This window comes from Photobacterium sp. GB-36 (genome assembly GCF_003026135.1).
GTDB lineage: Bacteria > Pseudomonadota > Gammaproteobacteria > Enterobacterales > Vibrionaceae > Photobacterium.
Map to the genome: position 1 here is coordinate 1 of NZ_PYNY01000019.1, position 19,823 is coordinate 19,823.

Genomic DNA, 19,823 nt, shown 5'->3' on the forward strand with positions numbered 1-19,823 from the left:
CATTCAATATTAAATCTATATATTCAGTGAACTTAACATCACTGATAGTACTGTTTCTATGGCTTTTCATATTAAAGACTACAATGAGTTTTTTAGATCAAGATCAAAAAATAATTAGACAGCATCACCTACACCTTAATCATATAGAAAAGTTTAAAGTTACCTAATAAAAATCATCAGAATAATTTTTTAAAACAAAAGATTATCTAATCTCATACTCTGCTTTTACAAGATTAGTGATGATCATTCCATTTTTAATAACGCATAGTAATAGATATAGCATTAATTATTCACGATCAATATTTATTCTCTTTAAGTATCAATAATATTCCTGTTTATCATCGGACAATGAGATTAAAATGGAATATATATTTACGATTGCAATTGTTGGGCTTGTTGCCTATTCAATGCTAAAAAAGTTTAACCCTCAAGCAACATTAATCACCGCAGGTTTATTCCTTCTAGCTTATGCTTCCCTTTCAGGCATCAACCCTGTTCTTCCTGACGGCCAAACACAAGGTGCTCTATTCTTCGACTTATGGCAAAAATTTACTGAAATAACCAACACTCGACTAGGAAAAGTCGGTTTAACACTCGTTTCTATCGCGGGTGTTTCAACTTACTTAAACCATATTGGCGCATCTCAAGCCCTAGTAAAAGCAACATCTCGTCCGGTGATGGCTGTAAAAAACCCATATATCTTATTGATCCTTGTGTTGCTATTTGTCTCTATCATGTATGTCTTTATTACAGGTGCAACATCGCTATCTTTACTACTAATGGGCACTTTATATCCTGTATTACGAAACGCGGGTGTCAGTGCTAAAACAGCGGTTGCGACCATCGTTATTCCAACTGCATGGGAGTACGGCCCAGGACAAATTAATGCCGTCATTGGTGCCAACACCATTAATGTAGAAATTATGGATTTTGTTGTACACCACCAAACAATTTTCCAAGCGTTACTATTACTTATTATCCCTGTTGTAAATATTGTTTGGCAGCGATACTGTGATCGAAAGGATGGCTATAACCCCGCAGATGATCGCGGTAAATACCTCGAGAAACTAGAACAAGAACACGATAATACCGATGTGGTACCGGGCTTTTACGCATTACTACCCGTATTACCTTTCGTATTTTTATTCGGCTTTTCAAGTATGGTGATGGAATCAATAACGATGACGATTCCAATCGCAATGATGTCGACAATTACAATTTGTGTTCTCATTGAAGCGATTCGTTTCCGTTCGGTTCAACGTGCTTTCAATAACTTTGAAGCTTGGTTGAAAGGAACAGGTATGATCTTTGCGAGCGTGCTAACGTTAATGATCGCAGCTGAATATTTCTCTGCAGGTTTAACCAACATTGGCGCAATTAGCGCCCTAATTAGCAATGCTAAGTCTTTTGATCTTGGTCCTGCAGGTATTGTGATTGTCTTCTCTGGTTTTATTTTATTAACCGCTTTTATAACGGGTTCAGGCAACGCACCAGTAATGGCATTTATTCCAATCGTTCCGCAAATTGCGACAAACTTTGGTGTAAACCCTCTATTACCATTACTTCCAATTTTATTTGCAGCTGGTATCGGTCGAACCATGTCACCTGTGGCTGGCGTTATTATTACCGTTGCAGGTATGTCTGACTTAACACCTATCGATGTCGTTAAACGGACATCTGTGCCTATGTTAAGCAGTATGGTTGTCGTACTCGTGATGGCTGTTATCCAATATTCATAAATAAAAAAACACCCAGCATAAATTATGCTGGGTGTTTTTTTATTCTTTTTCAAAGTGACGAAACAATCAATCAACTAAACCTAACTTCCGCACACTCTTTCGCTCAACTAAAGTTGGCTCTAGCTCAATCACTTGCGGGAAACTATCAGGGGCATCTAAACGTTTCAGTAACGCCTCAACAGCCGCTTGGCCTAAACGATATTTAGGCTGGTGAATGGTTGTAAGGGACGGAGAGATAAACTTCGCAATATGAATATCGTCATAACCGATAATAGAGAGTTGCTCAGGGATCTGAATACCAAGCTCATTCGCGGCATTAATCACCCCCATTGCCATCATGTCATTGGCAACAACTAAAGCGCTGGGTAATGATCCTTTTTCATGCAATTGAATAAAGGCGTTATAACCACCTTCACATTCAAAATCCGCTTCCACTACCCATGATGGATTAACAGTAAAATTAGCTTCATCCATCGCCTCTAAATAGCCGTTATAACGCATTTTGGCTTGGTTTCGCTCCAGCGGACCTGTGATACAACCAATATCGCTGTGTCCCGCATCAATCAAATGTTTCGCTGCCATATAGCCACCACGCAGCGAGTTATCCTGAATTTTATCGCTGGTGAACTGCATCGGTCCCCAGTCCATTACCACGACAGGAATATCAGCATAGTGCTCAAAAATATCGAAACGCTCACCCTCTAGCGACGCACAAACTAAAATTAATCCATCAACACGCTTTTGCAGCAAAGTATTGATTGATTCGTGCATACGTTGGTGATCCCCTTCCGTATTACACAAAATCAAACTGTAGCCTTTATGGTAACAATGACGCTCAACCCCTTTAACCACTTCGCCAAAGAAAGGGTTGGTAGAGGTTGTCACTAACATACCAATGGTTTTAGTACGGTTAACTTTGAAACTACGTGCCAAAGCAGAAGGTGCATAGTAATTGAGTGCTTTAGCCGCCTTGTTTACCCGCTCTGCAATTTCATCGCTAACAAAACGGGTTTTATTAATAACATGGCTCACTGTCGAGGTAGAAACCCCAGCCAGTTTCGCGACATCTTTCATCGTTGCCATGCTATTTCTCCTTAGTTAGGCGTGTTGCGCTAAAAATACATCCACTTCTTCACGCGTTGGGATCGACGTTTGCGCGCCAAAACGAGTGACAGAAATCGCCGCGGCTGCATGAGCAAACTTAATGGCTGATTCTAAAGCCAAATCTTCTAATAAACCAGTCACTAACGCACCATTAAAGGTATCGCCAGCCGCTGTGGTATCGGTTGCTTCAACACGAAACCCTGAGATGATATCGCCGGAACCGTTTTGGCTTAACCATACCCCTTTCGCACCTAAAGTGATCATCACGGTTTTGATACCTTTACCATGAAGAATATCCGCCGCCTGCTGCGCTGATTGGTTATCCGTTACTGTCACGCCTGTTAACACTTCAGCTTCGGTTTCATTAGGCGTTATCACATCAACACACGCTAACAACGCATCTGATAATTCACGGGCAGGCGCTGGATTTAAAATCACGGTCGTATTTGCTAATTTCGCGACTTTTGCTGCTTTTTCGATACCACACATCGGTGTTTCTAATTGCATCAATAAATATTCAGCCTGACGAATCATGTCTAAATCAGATTCAATCGCTTGCTCTGTTAACTTGTTATTCGCTTCAGCCGAGAGACAAATACTATTTTCACCGCAGTCAGAAACTTGGATCATCGCAATACCGGTCGGTGTGCCCACTTCTGTTTTCACACCACGCACATCTATTCCATCTTTGATAAAATTATCGTGCATCAACATGCCAAACGCATCATCACCTACGCACGCAATAAACCCAATATCAGCATTTAAACGCGCAGCGGCAACCGCTTGGTTAGCCCCTTTACCACCTGGGATAACTTGGTAGTTACGACCATGCAACGTTTCCCCTGGGCGAGGAAATGAAGGTACTTGAAGAACATGATCAGCATTGACGCTGCCTAATACTACTAACTTACTCATTCTTTAATCCTTAGTTCTGTTAACCCTTTAACGTCAAAGGAGTAATGGGTTTAAGATCTATCAAAAACTTAAACCTATTAGGGCTTTGTCATTTATTGTGCAACATTGTTAGCTTTATGAAAGAGCAACCCAAACAAGAGAATGGGTTACTCTGTATCGTGATGAAGAAATAACAATAAAAGGGGTTAGATCTTATTCTGTAACGACTTTAAGTGGCACAGGGATGTTCTTTTCAACCTTTTCACCTTTCAGTACTTTATCAGCCGTTTCCACACCAAGCGCACCAATTAAATCAGGTTGTTGTGCAATCGTCGCCGCTAATTTACCGCGCTTAACAGCAGCAATACCATCTTCAGTTCCATCAAAGCCCACAATTAGGACATTTTTACCTGATGCTTGAACCGCACGAAGTGCCCCCAGTGCCATCTCATCATTTTGTGCAAATACAGCTTGTACATTCGAGTTTGCAGCCAGCAAGTTTTCCATTACGTTCAAACCTTTAGTGCGATCAAAGTCTGCAGGCTGGCTCGCTAAAAGATCCATGTCGTTGGCTTTTACCGCTTTCATGAAACCTTCACCACGCTCACGCGCGGCAGATGTTCCTGCAATACCTTCAAGCTGAATAACTTTTGCTTTCTCCCCCACTTTTTCCATAATGAAACGGCCTGCCATTTCACCACCCGCAACGTTATCAGAAGCAATATGACTAACAACATCACCACGGCGTGCACCGCGATCAAGGGTCAATACCGGAATATTGGCGCGATTTGCAATACGAATAGCATTTGATACCGCATCAGAATCTGTCGGATTAATCAGAATCGCTTTCACTCCACGTACTGTTAAATCTTCGATATTCGACAGCTCCTTACTTGGATCGTTTTGTGAATCCAATACAATCAAATTATATCCAAGCGCTTTTGCTTTAGCTTCCGCACCATCTTTCATTGATACAAAAAACGGGTTATTCAACGTCGATACGACAATAGCCATAGTCTCTTGCGCTTGTGCCGCGAAAGACACCGTAGAAGAAATAAGTGCAGCTGAAATAAGCGTTGCGATTTTTTTCATTGTTCTAGTCCTTTTGTAGGGGCGAGCCAGTTCACGTCATCTGGCTCGTTTGTTTTCTGTAATAATTCGTAGCGTATTATTTGTTTTTGTTATCCACTAACACCGCCAGCAAGATAACAACAGCTTTAGCAATCATTTGATAATAAGAAGAAACATCCAGTAGGTTCAGTGCGTTATTCAAGAAGCCAATAATAAGAGCACCAATTAACGTACCCATGATACGTCCCTTGCCTCCCATCAAACTCGTACCACCTAATACAACAGCTGCAATGGCATCTAATTCATAACCCATACCTGCCGTAGGCTGCGCAGAAGATAAGCGAGAAGTCACGATAATGCCTGCAAGTGCTGCTAACATACCGCAAATGGCATACACACCAATTTTCACACGATCAACATTGATACCTGAAAGACGAGCCGCAGATTCATTGCCCCCAAGAGCATAAATATAGCGACCAAAACGAGTGTGGTTTAAAAGGTACCAAACACCTGCAAAGACAAACACCATCAGCCATACAGGAACAGGAATACCTAACGCATAACCTGTACCGAACCATGCAAACACGTCTGCAGTATCAGTAAAGCCTGTAGAGATAGGACGACCATCGGTATACACCATGGTGACACCACGCAGTAATGTCATCGTCACTAAGGTTGCGATAAAGGCTTGAACCTTACCTTTAGCAATGATTACCCCACTGATCCCCCCCAATAACGCGCCGGCAAGCAAAGCCGTTGGCACCGCAATTAAGACAGGAACTTCTAAAGCAATCATACTGGCAGCCAATGCGCCACATAGCGCGAGCACTGAACCGACACTTAGATCGATACCTGCGGTTAAAATAACCAACGTCATACCGACAGCAATAATCGCGTTAACAGAGGTTTGACGAAGAATATTGAGGATATTGTCGACGGTAAAAAAGTTAGGGTTTAAAAAGGACACAACAACAATCAAGAAAAGTAATGCAATTAATGATTTTTGTTCAATTAACCACTCTTTGCTAAACCACTTTTGGCGATTTTGTTCAGTGGGTTTATTCATCGTATTCGTGCTCATGCTGCTTCCTCATTCATATTTTTGCCAACGGCACACGCGAGTAATTTTTCTTGATCCGTCTCTTTAGCATCGAATTCGCCAGTAATTCGTCCTTCATGCATAACAAGGATGCGATCACTCATACCGAGCACTTCAGGCATCTCAGAAGAGACTAAAATGATACTCATACCTTCACTTTTAAATTTGTTGATGAGTTGATAGATTTCTTTCTTAGCACCAACATCAACACCACGTGTTGGCTCATCAAGAATAAGAACTTTAGGCTGGGTCATTAACCCTTTTGCGATAGCAACTTTCTGCTGGTTACCACCGGATAAGTTACCGATAATTTGGTTGTGTGTTGGCGTCTTGATATTGAAAATTTTAATAAAGTCATCAACGGCAATCACTTCTTCTTTATGCTGAATTTGCACACCTTTTGTGAGTTTATCCAAAGCACAAAGAGACATATTTTCTTTTACAGATAAGCCCAGAACAAGGCCATCGCCTTTTCGATCTTCAGAGATATAGGCAATACCGTTATTTAAACCGTCTTGTGGTGTCACAGGCTTTATAACTTGGTTATTCAGCTTAATAACACCAGCTTCAATAGGTAGCGCGCCGTAAATCAATTTCATCAATTCAGTACGCCCCGCGCCCATTAACCCTGAGATACCAAGAATTTCACCACGTTTTAGAGAAAAACTAACATCATGAACACCAGAGCCTGTGAGTCCCGATACTTCAAGGCAAGTTTCGCCATGTTTTACGGCAATACGTGGGTACTGCTCTTCCAACTTACGACCCACCATCATCTCGATCAGCCCATCTTCATTGGTTTCTTTAACTTGGCATTCACCAATGAACTTCCCATCACGCAATACAGTGATATCGTCACAGATTTCAAAAATTTCTTTTAAACGGTGAGAGATGTAAACAATGCCGCAACCTTGCTCACGAAGTTCATTAATGACGGTGAATAACGATTCTGTTTCTTTGTCAGTCAGCGCGTCTGTTGGCTCATCCATAATGATGACTTTAGACTCAAACGAAAGGGCTTTGGCAATCTCAACCATTTGTTGTTCGCCAAGGCTTAAGTCACCCAGTAAGGTTTTTGAGGAGTGTTTCACGTTAAGGCGTTTTAACAGCTTATCAGCCTCATCATACATTTTTCCCCATTGAATTCGTCCCATCATGCCCGTGAATTCACGCCCAAGATAAATGTTTTCGGCAATGGTTAATTCAGGGATCAAGTTTAACTCTTGGTGAATAATACTAATGCCTGCTTCTTGTGAATCACGTGGGCCGTTAAATGCAGCAGGTTGACCTTGATAATGAATACTTCCTGCATCCATTTGGTAAATCCCAGTAAGCACCTTCATTAAGGTTGATTTGCCCGCTCCGTTCTCGCCCATAAGAGCCATTACACGACCCGCATACACAGAAAGGCTGGCTCTATCTAACGCTTTCACACCGGGAAACGCTTTCTCGATATCATTCAATTGTAGAATGGCCTGAGTCATAATTTATCCTCAACGTCGCTCTTGACTAAAACACCACACCGGATTGAAAAATCACATTGGCATACGGAGTACATTCGCCCGTTCTTACTATCGCTCGGCTTTGTTCCGTACGCTGTTTAAACTGCTCGTGGGTAACGTATTGAATATGAATTTTTTTATCCGTTTTCGCTTGCTCTAGTTCAAGTTCAACCAGCAAGGCTTGGTAATGTTCAGGGCTCACTTGGGCAAACTCTTCTGCCATGATCACCCCTTCAATTTGCATTTCAGAGAGCATCACACGCACCGTCTCTAAAAAGCTCGGTACACCATGCGTTAATGCTAAATCAATACGTTGAACGTGATCTGGAATAGGCAAGCCCGCATCACAAAGAGTGATTTCATCGGTATGTCCTAGTGTGGCAACGAGGTAAGACAATTCTGAATTAATGAGGGTACTTTTTTTCATGTTATCGACCATTCGGTTATACGTTTTCTTACTAAAAGCATCTGCTAATCGGTTAAAATTACCGCTTTAGAAAACACCATCGAAACGTTTCGATAGCATGATAATCCGACTAATTTTTTTGACTATCCCCGGTTCGATAAGATGTGAGAATGATCGGTCTTGATCATCAATATAAAGACAAAAAAGAATACTAGGTCACACTTTAGCCATCGAAACGTTTCGATAAAAATAAAAAAACGGGTAACTCACTTATTCCCCCTCTTTTCTATTAACTAAAACGCAACTAAAGCATCGATATCTAAATCTTGCTTTTATCGAGCCTTTGGCCAAAGTAAACTCTCAGGTGACAATGTGTAATAAGAAACCTTAGGTTAATAATCAACCATTAAAACGATAATGCATTGTTTATCAATACTATCGGTTATAGTCGGCGTTAATCTCTTACAAAATCCAAACGAATAACATTCAATTGTTAACATGTATTACTTATTACAAGAGCGTATAAAATGGCTTATTTAGCCCCTTTCAGTTGTTCTATTTTTCTAATTACCTAGGTTTGACTTTCCATATTTAGCTTATTAACCTGTTACCTGAAGCATATACTTATTACAACAATTCGCTTTTAACTTAAGATTTGCATAATAGAGCGTGTCAACTCATCAGGTTACGCAATAATGACCCAAGACAATAGCAAGACAGAGCAAAAAAACGCACAACTTCAACGTAAAGAAAGAAATGTAAAAACAAAATTAATGGATTGGTTTTCCTACAACATGAATGCTAATGGTGTTTCAAAAACAGCGTTGGCAACCTACTGTGATGTATCAAGACAAGCCGTCCATAAATGGGTCACCACAGGTATCGTCTCTAAAGAAAACTTAATTATTTGTTCTCGTTTTTTTAAAACCGTACCACCATTAGATTTGATCGCAGATAAAGAAAACCATGCACCGGTTAACCCTTTATCATACGCATGGTCTTCTAACGCGCGTAAAGCCGTAGAAATCATAAAAAGATTAGATGATGAAAAGACAAACCCTATTCAAATAAAATTGATCACAGGAATGGTCGAAGCGGTTGATGCATTATCTTACGTTGAAAATGCGAACCTGAAAGATGAGCAAAATTTCGAGTGGGAGTGTAATAATAAAACACGATCCATGTTAGCCCGTATTGATGAGCAATTTTATAATGCCGATCTCACTGGCGTTACCATAGAATATATCGGCAATATATTAATCGGCTACATGGAATTAATTGGGGACACAAAACGCGATATTCGCCCTTATAGCTTTATCGCCTTGCCAGATCTCAATGACGGCAATGCAGAAATGTGCATAAAACTATTAAAGAATCTTCTTGAATACCCAACCCGATCTCGATTAGTCATCGCTATTCATTTACCAGAAGAAAATCAACAAGCAGCGCGATTTAACCAGATTGCCGCCAATACCTCTTTTCTTATTATGCCGCCGTCATCCGTCCCTTCAATTGTTGCGGAAAAAATAGCAAAAATGACAAAAGATTAGTGTGAGCATACCGTTATGGGACATCAAATGTCCCTTTACGTTATCTTTTTTAATCACTTCATTTCAAAAGTTAGCCGCGCGTTGTTCTTTCTGTCCAAGATCAGCAAAGCGGATACAATCTATCAATGAAATATCGCGACGAGAAGAAAAAATAAAACCTAGTTGACTCACCAGTTCATCATTCCCTTGTTCACGTGCCATCCCCATTAAAGCGCAAACCTTGTCCGAGGTTTGGTGGTGAGCCATCTCTAATAACGTCGGTGGTGGTACTGATAACGTAAGCATCGGTGGCGCTGCATTTTTAGGATAAGCTTTGTTATCGGCAGAGCACCCCGTAGCTAACAGTAATATTATTGATATCGCTAAAAAACCGTTTTTCACGACACCGACTCCTGCTGATAAAGTGTAATCGGTGCACTAAATAAATAAGGCATCACTACATTATCTATAAGCGCATCACAGTGAGCTTTATCAATAACAAACGTTGAGTTTTTCTCTGCGGCAGCATAAAACTTTTCGACCTTGTTATAACCAATTCGTTTTGCTGTTTCATCAAGGACATCGACAGCAAAATTAAACAAACCAATCACTTCATTTTCAGGATATTCGATAATTTTATCAGCACACTGTGCAGCATTAACAACGCTATGCATCGTCACAATAGGACGAGAAAATGCTAACGAATCAGCATGAGTGATAGGTGAAACCAATAGTGCAGCAATGAGCAGTTTTCTCATACACACCTCTTTAAAATTAACTCAACATAATATTTAAATGACGTAATAAGCCCCTTCCTTGGAGCCTGTCAAATTTAGAAAATTAGAAAATTAGAAAGGTAATTATTTACAGTTTGCAGTGAAGCCATTTTCAATACGATCTTTCGCCGTTTCTTTACCACTTTCAATAATCGCTTTACGCTGCTCTGCAAACGTTGTTGTATCTGACATATTCGAGATCTTTTGCGCCATAGTATCTACTGCACGCATGTTCCCATCAGCAGCAAAATGTGCACCCAAAACAAGTAAAGCCGCATTTTGAACAATCGGGTTTTTATCATCAGCTGCCGCACTTTTTAAATACGTTAAGCTAGAAAGATCACAATGATTTAATTGCTCATTAGCTTGTACAAATTTATCACCTAATACCATGCCAGCCGCTTGTTCTTTAATAGCGTTACAACCAGTTAATAAAATTGTCGATGAGATAAGGCTGGTGATAATTAATTTTTTCATTATATTTTCTCTCTTTCATGTAATAAAAGCGATCCCTGCAGATATAACAGTCCATAAATAAGTTAAATAGATACGCATGACATTATTTCTAATATCAAAAATTAATAATGTTTTTAAAAATAAAAAGAATAATAAATATTTAATATATTAACTTTCTATTTAACAGAAATATATTTAGGCATAATCACAAAGGCCTAATGTTTGAAAAGGCATTACGTGATGATTCAGACTTTCATGTCGGCTTTGTACCGCTTCCATCTGTCGCCCTTCTTTCTTAAAAACAATAGTTGTTGAGACCATATTTCCCATTGCGGTTTGCTCTAAAAGCGTAATGTTATTAAACCCATAAACCTTTTGCGCTAACGATTGATGCGAATCATCCACCACTATCACTTGTTCTTTATCAACGTCAAACTTATAAGATTGAAAAAATGGCTTTCTAAAATCACCATTTTTATTCTTCGCACCATCAAACACACACTGAATACTATAATTAGGGCTATCTGCTCGACTTGCACCAATACCAATAAAAGCAGGAATAAAAAGTAAAACCTTGGCTAATTTAAGTAGTTTAAATATAGACTTATACCGTTTTAGAAACGGTTTTTTAGTGCCATACACTTTGGGTAAAACAACCACAGATGAACACAGCACACATAACCTTGGATCTTTACATGTATGGCCATAAACATTGGTTCGTTTAACTCTTGTTCTACACTTAGCCATAATGCTTACCTAATGCCAAAAAGAACAACATCTCATTCGTTTTACCATCTAAAGTTCGCTTTAATCTCACTATTATTCTGTGACTTTTCATATTAACGTTCGTCTTATAAAAATAGATTTATCGCTAATCCGTAGCGTGATGTTTTCATCCCCAATCAAAAAATCAAACCACAATGGTTTACTAAAATAACCTTGCTCATTTTATCGCGCCTAATTGCGCTTGGATCTAAACACTGTCAATCAAAAACCGCAATAGTCGCAACAAATGGTAATGGGTAAACCTATAGTTTACAACCGTAAATGTGGAATTTAGCCCCTATATCTCTTACAAAAAAGAGGGTTTATAAGGAATTACAGTAAGTTATAACTATTCTCATTTACGACTGATTGCTTATTATTTAAACAAAAATAATGCTTTGTAGGATTATTATTCTCTTAAACTGCTCGTTGAAAATGATTTTTAGAAAGATTTTCTCTTTGTCACAGGAACAAAATTACTGAGAGATATCGTCAATAGATGCAATCGTATAGAGTTACGTGGTGATGTTCAAAAAGTGGCAGTACAAAGTAAACATTGCTGAACGGAAAATAGAAGGGCGATAAGCGCCCTTCTGTTTTTATTATTGAATAATATCAACGTTATCAATACCAAATAAACCGCTTACGTTACTGTTAGCTAAAGTCTTATTCATTTCAACGAAGGTTTGTTCTGGGGTTAAATCCTTAAATAACTCAGGTCGGATCCACTTCGCAAAGTGTTCAAGCGCCACAAGGTTATACGGCGAGTTATAAAACGGCTTATAAATAGAGAAAACATTGCCGGTTAAATTTGCGTTGGTCGCTTGCAACCAAGAACGATCCATCAAGGTTTTCGTTGCCGCTTTGATCGCAGCGTCATTAGCCGCGTAACCTAGAGGAATACCCTTCATAGAATGACCTTTTTTATCAACCCAGCCAGCCGTTTGCATAATGTAAACATCAGGGTTTTCCGCAACAATAGTTTCAGGTGACATATTACCGGAATGAGCACCACCTAACGGTTTGGTCGCAATATTTATCGCTTTTAGCAGCGTGATAAAATCATCCATATTGCCACCAGCATAAGTGTTGCAACAGGAATCTAGGGTGTAGCCTGCCGCCGTTTCCATAAACACGGTTTTGGGTTTTAAATCTTTCGCCTTAGCAATGCGATCAGTAATAACGTTTAAATGTTGAGTGTAGTAATCCGCAAATGCTTTACCGCGTTCTTCATAACCTAATGCTTTTGCTACAGAAGTTACTGATGTCATTGTGTTTTTGATGGTTTGCTCGCGAAAATCTGCCGTGATCACCTGAATACCGGCATCATTAAGCTTCTTCACTAAGCCTTTCTCTTTGGCAGAGTTCATACTGCTAGTACCGATGATCAGCACATCAGGTTTAGGCTTCATTTGAATGAATGATTCAGCATCAAACTGACCTTTACTGATCTTGCCAATCTCTGGCACTGTTTTAAGATTTGGGTATTTATTGGTATAAAACTCATACATAGAAGGGGCTGAAATCTTCATATCATCACGCATAGCAACAACATGTTTACCAGCATTTTTTCCGTAAACGATTTCTAATAATGGGAAGTTACGAGCAGTACCAAGTGCAATATGTTGAGGCTGATGATCAAGCGTGATTGTTTGGCCTGATACATCCGTGATTGTCATCGGGTAATCACCAGCAAGTGCAGAGCATGAAGCCATTACACCAACAGCAAGAGTAAGAAGTTTAAATTGCGTTTTCATATTAGACCTTTTGAGATTAGAAATCGTAACGAGCGCCAAGCATGGCTTGTGTATCATCAATTACCGTGTCGTAATTCACCGCAGCATAGGTTCTGAAATGTTTATTCCACTTGGCGGTGATGTCGCCATTCACAGCTCGAGTGTCATCTCCACCTTCGACATGTAACTCACCAAAACCAAGCGTGGCTTTATAAATACTGTTGATCTTATAAGCAGCCACTACGTCATAACCGTCAGCATCCTTACCGCCTAATTTTTGATTGGTGTATAAAGCACCTAAATAAAACTGCTTAATTTGGTATCCCATACCGACATCAAACTGTGACTTTTCTTTCTCTTTGCCTTTTTTGATCATGGTTTGATCGGCATAACCCGTTGCCAAAGTTAACCCTGTATCACCAATAGCTTGGGATGCCCCAACAGAGAAACCCTGTTTAAAGGTATCTTGTTTGATTGTATGTTTACCCGAGTAGTTAATGCCTAATGACGTACCCGAATCATTGGTATAAAAAGTGGCAATACTGTTCGCAATACGTTTGCCGACTTTAAACTTGTCAGCGGCAATTGCGCCGTATGCTGCCTGAATATCAGTCATATCCGTAACAAGGCTCATCGCTCCCGCCGTTTTACCATAAACGACTTGCGCTTCTCCCTCTCCTAACGCCGCTTTAATACCGGCATAGAGATAGCGTGTTTTATTTTCACTTGCTTTGAATTCCTGCTCGAAATAACCAATGCCGCTAATACCATCACCGATCAGTGTTTCACCACTAATATTCACTCGCGCACGGCTAAGATCGGTGATGTCACTATCACGATGCTCAGCGCGAGCTTCAACACGCCCGCCAATAGCAAGACTTGTTCCCTCATCAGCGTAAATGGATGCCGCATTTACAACACTTGCAAACGATGACACGCATAACGCGCCATAGAATAAAGCTGTCCTTTTCATTACCGACCACTTTTGATTTAAAAAATAGAATGGTAAACCTACGGTTTACCGTTAATGAGAATGGTAATCATTAAGATGTTTATAATCAAGACATTTAAATACTTAAATGGAATTTATATAACCTAAAGAAAAAGGGATAATGATGAAATGTACCTGCGCAATGCATTTGCCTTTAAAAACAAAACATTTAAAATCAATGTGTTATTGATTGTCTAAAATAAAATATCGAGATTTTTTTAAATATTGAAGTAAGCCCATAATCTTTCGTTGTTAAATTGCCGACACTATTTTATCGCTTAAAAGGTATACACTTTTAAATAACTAAAGAATATTATTCATAAGCTCAGGATATGAGAAGCAATATTATATTGAGTAAGCTAATACACTCTCCAAGTATTACTTTTAGGGAAATTAACGATGTTATATAAAAATAAATCACACACTTAAACATCAATCACTCTCCCTTTTTAAAATAAAGCAAAAGGGCTTTGAATATTAAACTCAAAGCCCTTGGCATTTATTTATCTTGGTCTGTTATTTACAGTTCATAAATAGCATTAGATTCCGATCCTAATAACTGTTTTAAATACTTACCCGCCACGCCAAACGTAATTTCCGGTATACCGGGCGTATACAGTAACTCTTCACACGCATACAAGGATGAATCGATAATAATAGCGACATGTTCAGGTAGCCCGACAGGACAAACGGCACCGGGTAAACACCCTAACTGGGCAGTCATCTCTTCACCAGTACAAATAGAGGGACGCTTACCGATTAACGTCTTTATTTTTTTCGAATCCATTCGCGAATCTTTATCCGTCAAATACAACGCATAGCCATGATCTTTAAATTTCATAAAGATGCTCTTCGTATGTACTCCGATCCAACCCAGTCTCGCTGCCACTTTTTGATCAGTTTCAAAATCAAGAATACTTTCGTGTTCCCATTCTCGATAAGGGATAGCCAATGACTTTAAACGTTGGGTATTAAACGCATAAATTTTTTGTAATGATTGCATATATCACTATCCCTTTTTCTTTTACTTTTACTTACCCATCAGCTCTTTGGCAAGAATGATCGCAATAGTAAACATCATTGCAGCCACTAACAGATCAATGCCTTTTTTCACTTTTGGCTGTGATAAAACAGGCCCAAGCTTTGCCGCGCCTAACGACAGGCTATAGAACCAGACAAACGATGCCATGATGGTACCAACAGCAAAAGCAATACGGTCATTGCCTTCAAACTGACCACCTAATGAACCAAGAATCACCACTGTATCAAGGTATAAATGTGGATTTAACACCGTCACCGCCAATGCCCCTAAGATAACAGCACGACGACCGCGAGCAACCACTTCACCATTTTGTTCATCAGCATTGTGCTTTTTAAACGCGCTTTTTAATGACAACAAACCGTAGAAGGTTAAAAAAGCAATACCGCCTACTGTGACAGCGGTAAGTAACATGTCATGTTGCGCCAAAATGGCACCACCACCAAAAATACCGATGGAAATAAACAGCGTATCTAGCAAACTGCAAATCGTTGCTGTCGTTAAATGGTGATTACGCTTTATACCTTGATTGAGAACATAAGCATTCTGGGCGCCAATCGGGATGATCATTGATGCCCCTAAGCCAAACCCTTGTAATAAAACCCAAAAACTCATCATTCACCTCAGCAGCATCAAAATAATATTCGTAAAGAGCCGAGAAGATAAAAGGTTTAGATGGATAAGTATAATTAATGATTTTAATATAACATTAGAGATACTTATAACTGTGGTGTTACCTATATAACGTAATGTTACCTATATAACGTGGTGAGACTCATAAGCAAGGAGAGTGAAGTGCGAGGATTGGATTACAAATGGATTGAAGCCTTAGATGCGATTATTCATCAAGGGAGTTTTGAACGTGCCGCTGAATACCTCTTCATTTCACAGTCAGCCATTTCACAACGGGTAAAACAATTAGAAAAGTTTCTAGCTCAACCTGTACTGATAAGAGAGCAACCGCCAAAACCCACAGCAATAGGCAAAAAACTGCTGGGGTTATATCGTCGTGTTAGATTACTTGAACATGAAATATTGCCAGAGTTAGAAAACGATACCAGCGCACGCCCTATTCAACTTTCACTTGCGACCAACGCCGATAGCCTAGCGACATGGTTATTGCCGTCACTGCAAGATGTGATGAAACAAAAACAAGTTGAAATCACATTAAGCATTTATGGTGAAAACCTCTCGATTGAGAAATTGAAAAGCGGAGAAGTGGCTGGCGCAATTAGCCTCGAATCGCAACCGATCCCGTCTTGTCGAGCCGACTATTTAGGTTGTATTGATTACGTGTGTGTCGCGAGCCCTGAATTTACCCAGCGCTACTTCAAAAACGGTGTCAATAACCAAACACTCGCCAAAGCACCAGCGGTGTCTTACGATCAGTTTGACGATCTACACCAGAAATTTCTTACCCAGCACTTTAATGTAAATCTTGATAATACCGTCCATCATAAAATCAGTAGCTCAGAAGCTTTTATCAAAATGGCTCTTGCCGGCATCGCCTACTGTTTAATCCCCAAATTACAGATCATCGAAGAATTAGAAAAAGGCACACTGGTGAACATAACACCGAATTTTTCCTTATCTAACCAAATTTATTGGCATCACTGGCAATTAGAAACGGGCGTATTAAAAGAAATATCGCAAGCGATCATTCATTACGCACAAAGCCATTTGCCACAATAAGATCAGCAAAAAAAGCCCTCTCATTTGAGAGGGCCAATCCCTTATGTAGCACTAGTTATTATTATTAAGAAACGTCACGGCTTTATCAGGAAAATCAGTAAATACACCATCGACTTTTACCTGATTGTAGAACACATCAAGCATGCCATTAAAGCTCTCTGCGTATGACGGAATTCGGCCTTCATCAGCACGGAAAGTATAAGGATGCACTGTTAACCCCACCGCTTTTGCCTGCGCCATTAACGGTTTAATAATGATGTTCGATTGGGTTGATTTATCATCCACTAACATCGGTTTCCAAGGGCCAATCCCTTCCGCATATTGCGCCACTTTTGCCATACCATCTGGTTTGAACATCCAATCGTAGCTATACGGCGTTGCTTTATCACCGTCATAAACCATGGTTTCGTTCCAATCGGTATAAGCCATTAATTGGATAAGTTTTAAATCCATGCCCATCTCGGGCAGTAAAGTATCATTAATACGCTTTAGCTCATTGGCATCAAAACATTGCAGGTAGACTTTGTCGCTTTGCGAGGTATAACCGTATTGTTTTAATTCTTTAAGTACCGCTTTAGAGATGTCTTTCCCTTCATGGCGATGGAACCAAGGTGCTTTGATCTCAGGATAAATACCAATGTCATAACCTAACGTCTTATTTAAGCCTTGAATTAATTCAATTTCTTCCGCAAAAGTAGGGACAGTAAAGTGTGATTTCCACATTGGGAATCGTTGTGGGAAGCCCGCGACTTTCTCGCCTTTATCATTGATATTAAACCCTTCAGTCACCCTTAATGATTTAATTTCAGCGAGCGTAAAGTCAATCGCGTAATAACGTCCATCTTTACGCGCGCGATCAGGAAAACGTTCAGCAACATCAGTCACACGATCCAAATAGTGATCATGCAGTACCACTAATTGATCATCTTTCGTCATCACCACATCCTGCTCAATAAAATCAGGTTTCATGGCATAAGCGAGCGCTTTCGCTTCAAGTGTATGTTCGGGTAAATAGCCTGACGCGCCACGGTGAGCAATAACCAGCGGCTTTGCAATCGCCCCTGCTGATAAGCTAAGTACTAAAAAAGTGAAGCCAACTGAGATTGTTTTCATCATATATCCTTGATAAATAGTGAGGGACAATCCGCCCCTCAATACGGTTATTGTGCTAATGCTGCTTTTTCTTTTGCTTTACGTTCATGAAGTGCGCGCTCACCTAATAGGGCATAAACAAAGCACACAATAGATGTCACACAAGAACCAACCAGAATAATAAAGCCGCCATCCCAACCATAAAGATCAACGGTATAGCCAAGCACAGCATTTGCTGCAACCGCACCACCAAGGTAACCAAATAACCCCGTTAACCCTGCCGCAGTACCTGCTGCTTTCTTCGGTGCAAGCTCAAGCGCATACAAACCAATTAACATAACAGGGCCATAAATTAAGAAGCCGATAGCAATAAGCGCCAACATATCAACCGTTGGGTTACCTGCAGGGTTAAACCAGTAAACCAATACCGCCAGCGTTACCAGCACCATAAACAAAATACCGGCTGGTGCTCGACGTCCTTTAAAGAACTTATCGGAAATCCAACCACACAATAAGGTGCCCGGAATACCAGCCCACTCATACAAGAAGTAAGCCCATGATGTTTTATCGACAGAAAAGCCTTTCGCTTCTTTTAGATATACTGGCGCCCAATCTAACACCCCGTAGCGGATCAGATAAACAAAGGCATTAGCAATCGCGATTGACCAAAGTAACTTGTTATTAAAGATATACTTAAAGAAGATTTCTTTCGCCGTCATTTCCGTTTCAAACGACTTATCATATCCATCAGGGTAATCATCTTTATATTCTTCAATTGGTGGTAAACCACATGACTGAGGCGTATCACGCACGGTTAACCAAACAAAAAATGCGACCAGCAAAGCAAAAAGAGCGGGAACATAAAAAGCAGTTCGCCAGTCGTCATTAAATGCCCAAAGGCCAAGAATAAACATAGGGCCGATTAAACCGCCACCCACGTTATGAGCAACATTCCACACCGACACTATTTCGCCACGTTCTTTACGAGACCACCAATGCACCATGGTACGTCCACACGCAGGCCAGCCCATTCCTTGGAACCAACCATTTAGGAATAATAAAATGAACATGGCAGCCACACTTCCCGTCGCCCATGGCATAAAGCCAAAACAGAGCATGACCAACGAGGACATAACCAGTCCCGCCGTTAAAAAGTATCTTGGGTTAGAACGGTCTGACACATTCCCCATTAAGAACTTCGATAAACCATAAGCAATAGACACCGCAGCTAAAGCAACACCAAGCTCTCCGCGGCTGAAGCCTTCATCAATTAAATATGGCATTGCCAAACTAAAGTTCTTACGGACGAGGTAATAACCTGCATAGCCGAAGAAAATACCGAAAAATAACTGCCATCGCAGGCGAGAATAGGTGCTATCGACCTTACTATTTTCTAAAGGTGCGATATGCGCCTTCGGTTTGAATATCCCAAACATCAGAGCCTCATTGTTATCCATACATTACTTAAAACGAACATTTTCGCTCACAAGCGAAAACAAGTGGATTGTATGGATATCAAATTAAATTTCTGTGACAAAGGTTTAGTTAGTGTTAATAAATGGAATATGTTGCCAGTAAAATATACCTATCAAGAACAAAATCACGCTTTCAACATATAAGGTAATCATGATGCTTTTATTAACAGCGAAATATTTCGCTCATAAAACAATCAAATGTATCGAATGGAAGTCGTATTACAGGAAAGAAATAAACGAAGTAAAGAGAAAGAAAAATGCAGCTAAAACGTCTAAAAATACAACTCTATAAATGTGTCAACAAACTTTAATATCAAATTTAATCAGCAATCTTCGCAGTACATCACAAATCATCTATATACTTAGAGCGAATTGATGATTTTATGCTTAGAATCATAGCGTTAAAATAGCGTATTTTAGAAGTGCAGATAAAAGCGTGGCCATCATGATCGTATGC

The 19,823-nt window shown here is 39.9% G+C and carries 19 protein-coding genes; 3 read left to right on the forward strand and 16 right to left on the reverse strand.

The window, feature by feature from the left end; all coding sequences use genetic code 11:
* Positions 1 to 359 precede the first annotated feature (359 nt).
* Positions 360 to 1,739 (forward strand): C4-dicarboxylate transporter DcuC, encoded by a 1,380-nt coding sequence (dcuC, locus tag C9J46_RS15430; protein ID WP_105061771.1) that lies wholly within the window; start codon positions 360 to 362, stop codon positions 1,737 to 1,739.
* Between the two features lie 66 nt (positions 1,740 to 1,805).
* Here dcuC and C9J46_RS15435 read toward each other — a convergent pair whose 3' ends face one another.
* The 6 genes from C9J46_RS15435 to rbsD form a co-directional block, all read right to left on the reverse strand.
* Positions 1,806 to 2,822: a substrate-binding domain-containing protein gene (locus C9J46_RS15435; protein ID WP_107291154.1), complete on the reverse strand. Its 1,017-nt coding sequence runs from the start codon at positions 2,820 to 2,822 to the stop codon at positions 1,806 to 1,808.
* Between the two features lie 15 nt (positions 2,823 to 2,837).
* Positions 2,838 to 3,758, reverse strand: a complete 921-nt coding sequence (rbsK, locus tag C9J46_RS15440) for a ribokinase (protein WP_107287339.1) — start codon at positions 3,756 to 3,758, stop codon at positions 2,838 to 2,840.
* A gap of 192 nt (positions 3,759 to 3,950) precedes the next feature.
* Complete coding sequence (gene rbsB / locus C9J46_RS15445) at positions 3,951 to 4,829, reverse strand: ribose ABC transporter substrate-binding protein RbsB (protein ID WP_107291155.1); 879 nt, start codon at positions 4,827 to 4,829, stop codon at positions 3,951 to 3,953.
* 76 nt (positions 4,830 to 4,905) lie between these two features.
* Complete coding sequence (rbsC, locus tag C9J46_RS15450; protein ID WP_107287338.1) at positions 4,906 to 5,889, reverse strand: ribose ABC transporter permease; 984 nt, start codon at positions 5,887 to 5,889, stop codon at positions 4,906 to 4,908.
* The gene (gene rbsA / locus C9J46_RS15455; protein ID WP_107207092.1) at positions 5,886 to 7,391 is read right to left on the reverse strand and encodes a ribose ABC transporter ATP-binding protein RbsA; all 1,506 of its coding nucleotides are present in this window, start codon (positions 7,389 to 7,391) and stop codon (positions 5,886 to 5,888) included. The genes rbsC and rbsA overlap by 4 nt, the downstream gene beginning before the upstream one ends.
* 25 nt (positions 7,392 to 7,416) lie before the next feature.
* On the reverse strand, positions 7,417 to 7,836 hold the full coding sequence (gene rbsD, locus C9J46_RS15460) for a D-ribose pyranase (RefSeq protein ID WP_107259977.1): 420 nt from the start codon (positions 7,834 to 7,836) through the stop codon (positions 7,417 to 7,419).
* Positions 7,837 to 8,510: 674 nt separating this feature from the next.
* Here rbsD and C9J46_RS15465 point away from each other — a divergent pair.
* Positions 8,511 to 9,365 (forward strand): hypothetical protein, encoded by an 855-nt coding sequence (locus C9J46_RS15465; protein WP_107291156.1) that lies wholly within the window; start codon positions 8,511 to 8,513, stop codon positions 9,363 to 9,365.
* A 63-nt stretch (positions 9,366 to 9,428) separates the two neighbouring features.
* On the opposite strand, the gene C9J46_RS15470 is transcribed toward C9J46_RS15465, so the two are convergent.
* The 8 genes from C9J46_RS15470 to C9J46_RS15505 form a co-directional block, all read right to left on the reverse strand.
* On the reverse strand, positions 9,429 to 9,746 hold the full coding sequence (locus C9J46_RS15470) for a hypothetical protein (protein ID WP_233217785.1): 318 nt from the start codon (positions 9,744 to 9,746) through the stop codon (positions 9,429 to 9,431).
* Positions 9,743 to 10,102 carry a hypothetical protein gene (locus C9J46_RS15475; RefSeq protein ID WP_107207094.1) on the reverse strand — a complete coding sequence of 120 codons (360 nt, stop codon included), beginning with the start codon at positions 10,100 to 10,102 and terminating at the stop codon, positions 9,743 to 9,745. Before C9J46_RS15475 ends, C9J46_RS15470 begins: the two co-directional genes overlap by 4 nt.
* A 102-nt stretch (positions 10,103 to 10,204) precedes the next feature.
* Positions 10,205 to 10,597: a hypothetical protein gene (locus C9J46_RS15480; RefSeq protein ID WP_107207095.1), complete on the reverse strand. Its 393-nt coding sequence runs from the start codon at positions 10,595 to 10,597 to the stop codon at positions 10,205 to 10,207.
* 174 nt (positions 10,598 to 10,771) lie between these two features.
* A complete protein-coding gene (locus tag C9J46_RS15485) occupies positions 10,772 to 11,323 on the reverse strand; it encodes a hypothetical protein (protein ID WP_233217786.1) in 552 nt (183 codons plus the stop codon).
* Positions 11,324 to 11,943: 620 nt separating this feature from the next.
* Positions 11,944 to 13,098, reverse strand: coding sequence for an ABC transporter substrate-binding protein (locus tag C9J46_RS15490; protein ID WP_107207097.1), 1,155 nt, complete (start codon positions 13,096 to 13,098; stop codon positions 11,944 to 11,946).
* A gap of 16 nt (positions 13,099 to 13,114) precedes the next feature.
* On the reverse strand, positions 13,115 to 14,050 hold the full coding sequence (locus C9J46_RS15495; protein WP_107291157.1) for a porin: 936 nt from the start codon (positions 14,048 to 14,050) through the stop codon (positions 13,115 to 13,117).
* A 538-nt stretch (positions 14,051 to 14,588) separates the two neighbouring features.
* Positions 14,589 to 15,071, reverse strand: coding sequence for a YbaK/EbsC family protein (locus tag C9J46_RS15500; protein WP_107291158.1), 483 nt, complete (start codon positions 15,069 to 15,071; stop codon positions 14,589 to 14,591).
* A gap of 27 nt (positions 15,072 to 15,098) precedes the next feature.
* Positions 15,099 to 15,722 (reverse strand): LysE/ArgO family amino acid transporter, encoded by a 624-nt coding sequence (locus tag C9J46_RS15505; protein WP_107291159.1) that lies wholly within the window; start codon positions 15,720 to 15,722, stop codon positions 15,099 to 15,101.
* A gap of 180 nt (positions 15,723 to 15,902) precedes the next feature.
* Between C9J46_RS15505 and C9J46_RS15510 the strand changes: the two genes are divergently transcribed.
* Entirely contained in the window at positions 15,903 to 16,799 is an 897-nt protein-coding gene (locus tag C9J46_RS15510) for a LysR family transcriptional regulator ArgP (protein WP_107207101.1), read from the forward strand.
* A 51-nt stretch (positions 16,800 to 16,850) separates the two neighbouring features.
* Here C9J46_RS15510 and glpQ read toward each other — a convergent pair whose 3' ends face one another.
* The gene (gene glpQ / locus C9J46_RS15515; protein WP_107291160.1) at positions 16,851 to 17,912 is read right to left on the reverse strand and encodes a glycerophosphodiester phosphodiesterase; all 1,062 of its coding nucleotides are present in this window, start codon (positions 17,910 to 17,912) and stop codon (positions 16,851 to 16,853) included.
* Positions 17,913 to 17,959: 47 nt separating this feature from the next.
* On the reverse strand, positions 17,960 to 19,327 hold the full coding sequence (glpT, locus tag C9J46_RS15520) for a glycerol-3-phosphate transporter (protein ID WP_107207103.1): 1,368 nt from the start codon (positions 19,325 to 19,327) through the stop codon (positions 17,960 to 17,962).
* Positions 19,328 to 19,823: the final 496 nt, after the last annotated feature.

Bases quoted from the DNA above. Each gene is read 5' to 3' on its own strand.
- dcuC (WP_105061771.1), top strand. From the start codon at position 360: ATGGAATATATATTTACGATTGCAATTGTTGGGCTTGTTGCCTATTCA.
- C9J46_RS15435 (WP_107291154.1), bottom strand. From the start codon at position 2,822: ATGGCAACGATGAAAGATGTCGCGAAACTGGCTGGGGTTTCTACCTCG.
- rbsK (WP_107287339.1), bottom strand. From the start codon at position 3,758: ATGAGTAAGTTAGTAGTATTAGGCAGCGTCAATGCTGATCATGTTCTT.
- rbsB (WP_107291155.1), bottom strand. From the start codon at position 4,829: ATGAAAAAAATCGCAACGCTTATTTCAGCTGCACTTATTTCTTCTACG.
- rbsC (WP_107287338.1), bottom strand. From the start codon at position 5,889: ATGAGCACGAATACGATGAATAAACCCACTGAACAAAATCGCCAAAAG.
- rbsA (WP_107207092.1), bottom strand. From the start codon at position 7,391: ATGACTCAGGCCATTCTACAATTGAATGATATCGAGAAAGCGTTTCCC.
- rbsD (WP_107259977.1), bottom strand. From the start codon at position 7,836: ATGAAAAAAAGTACCCTCATTAATTCAGAATTGTCTTACCTCGTTGCC.
- C9J46_RS15465 (WP_107291156.1), top strand. From the start codon at position 8,511: ATGACCCAAGACAATAGCAAGACAGAGCAAAAAAACGCACAACTTCAA.
- C9J46_RS15475 (WP_107207094.1), bottom strand. From the start codon at position 10,102: ATGAGAAAACTGCTCATTGCTGCACTATTGGTTTCACCTATCACTCAT.
- C9J46_RS15480 (WP_107207095.1), bottom strand. From the start codon at position 10,597: ATGAAAAAATTAATTATCACCAGCCTTATCTCATCGACAATTTTATTA.
- C9J46_RS15485 (WP_233217786.1), bottom strand. From the start codon at position 11,323: ATGGCTAAGTGTAGAACAAGAGTTAAACGAACCAATGTTTATGGCCAT.
- C9J46_RS15490 (WP_107207097.1), bottom strand. From the start codon at position 13,098: ATGAAAACGCAATTTAAACTTCTTACTCTTGCTGTTGGTGTAATGGCT.
- C9J46_RS15495 (WP_107291157.1), bottom strand. From the start codon at position 14,050: ATGAAAAGGACAGCTTTATTCTATGGCGCGTTATGCGTGTCATCGTTT.
- C9J46_RS15500 (WP_107291158.1), bottom strand. From the start codon at position 15,071: ATGCAATCATTACAAAAAATTTATGCGTTTAATACCCAACGTTTAAAG.
- C9J46_RS15505 (WP_107291159.1), bottom strand. From the start codon at position 15,722: ATGAGTTTTTGGGTTTTATTACAAGGGTTTGGCTTAGGGGCATCAATG.
- glpQ (WP_107291160.1), bottom strand. From the start codon at position 17,912: ATGAAAACAATCTCAGTTGGCTTCACTTTTTTAGTACTTAGCTTATCA.
- glpT (WP_107207103.1), bottom strand. From the start codon at position 19,327: ATGTTTGGGATATTCAAACCGAAGGCGCATATCGCACCTTTAGAAAAT.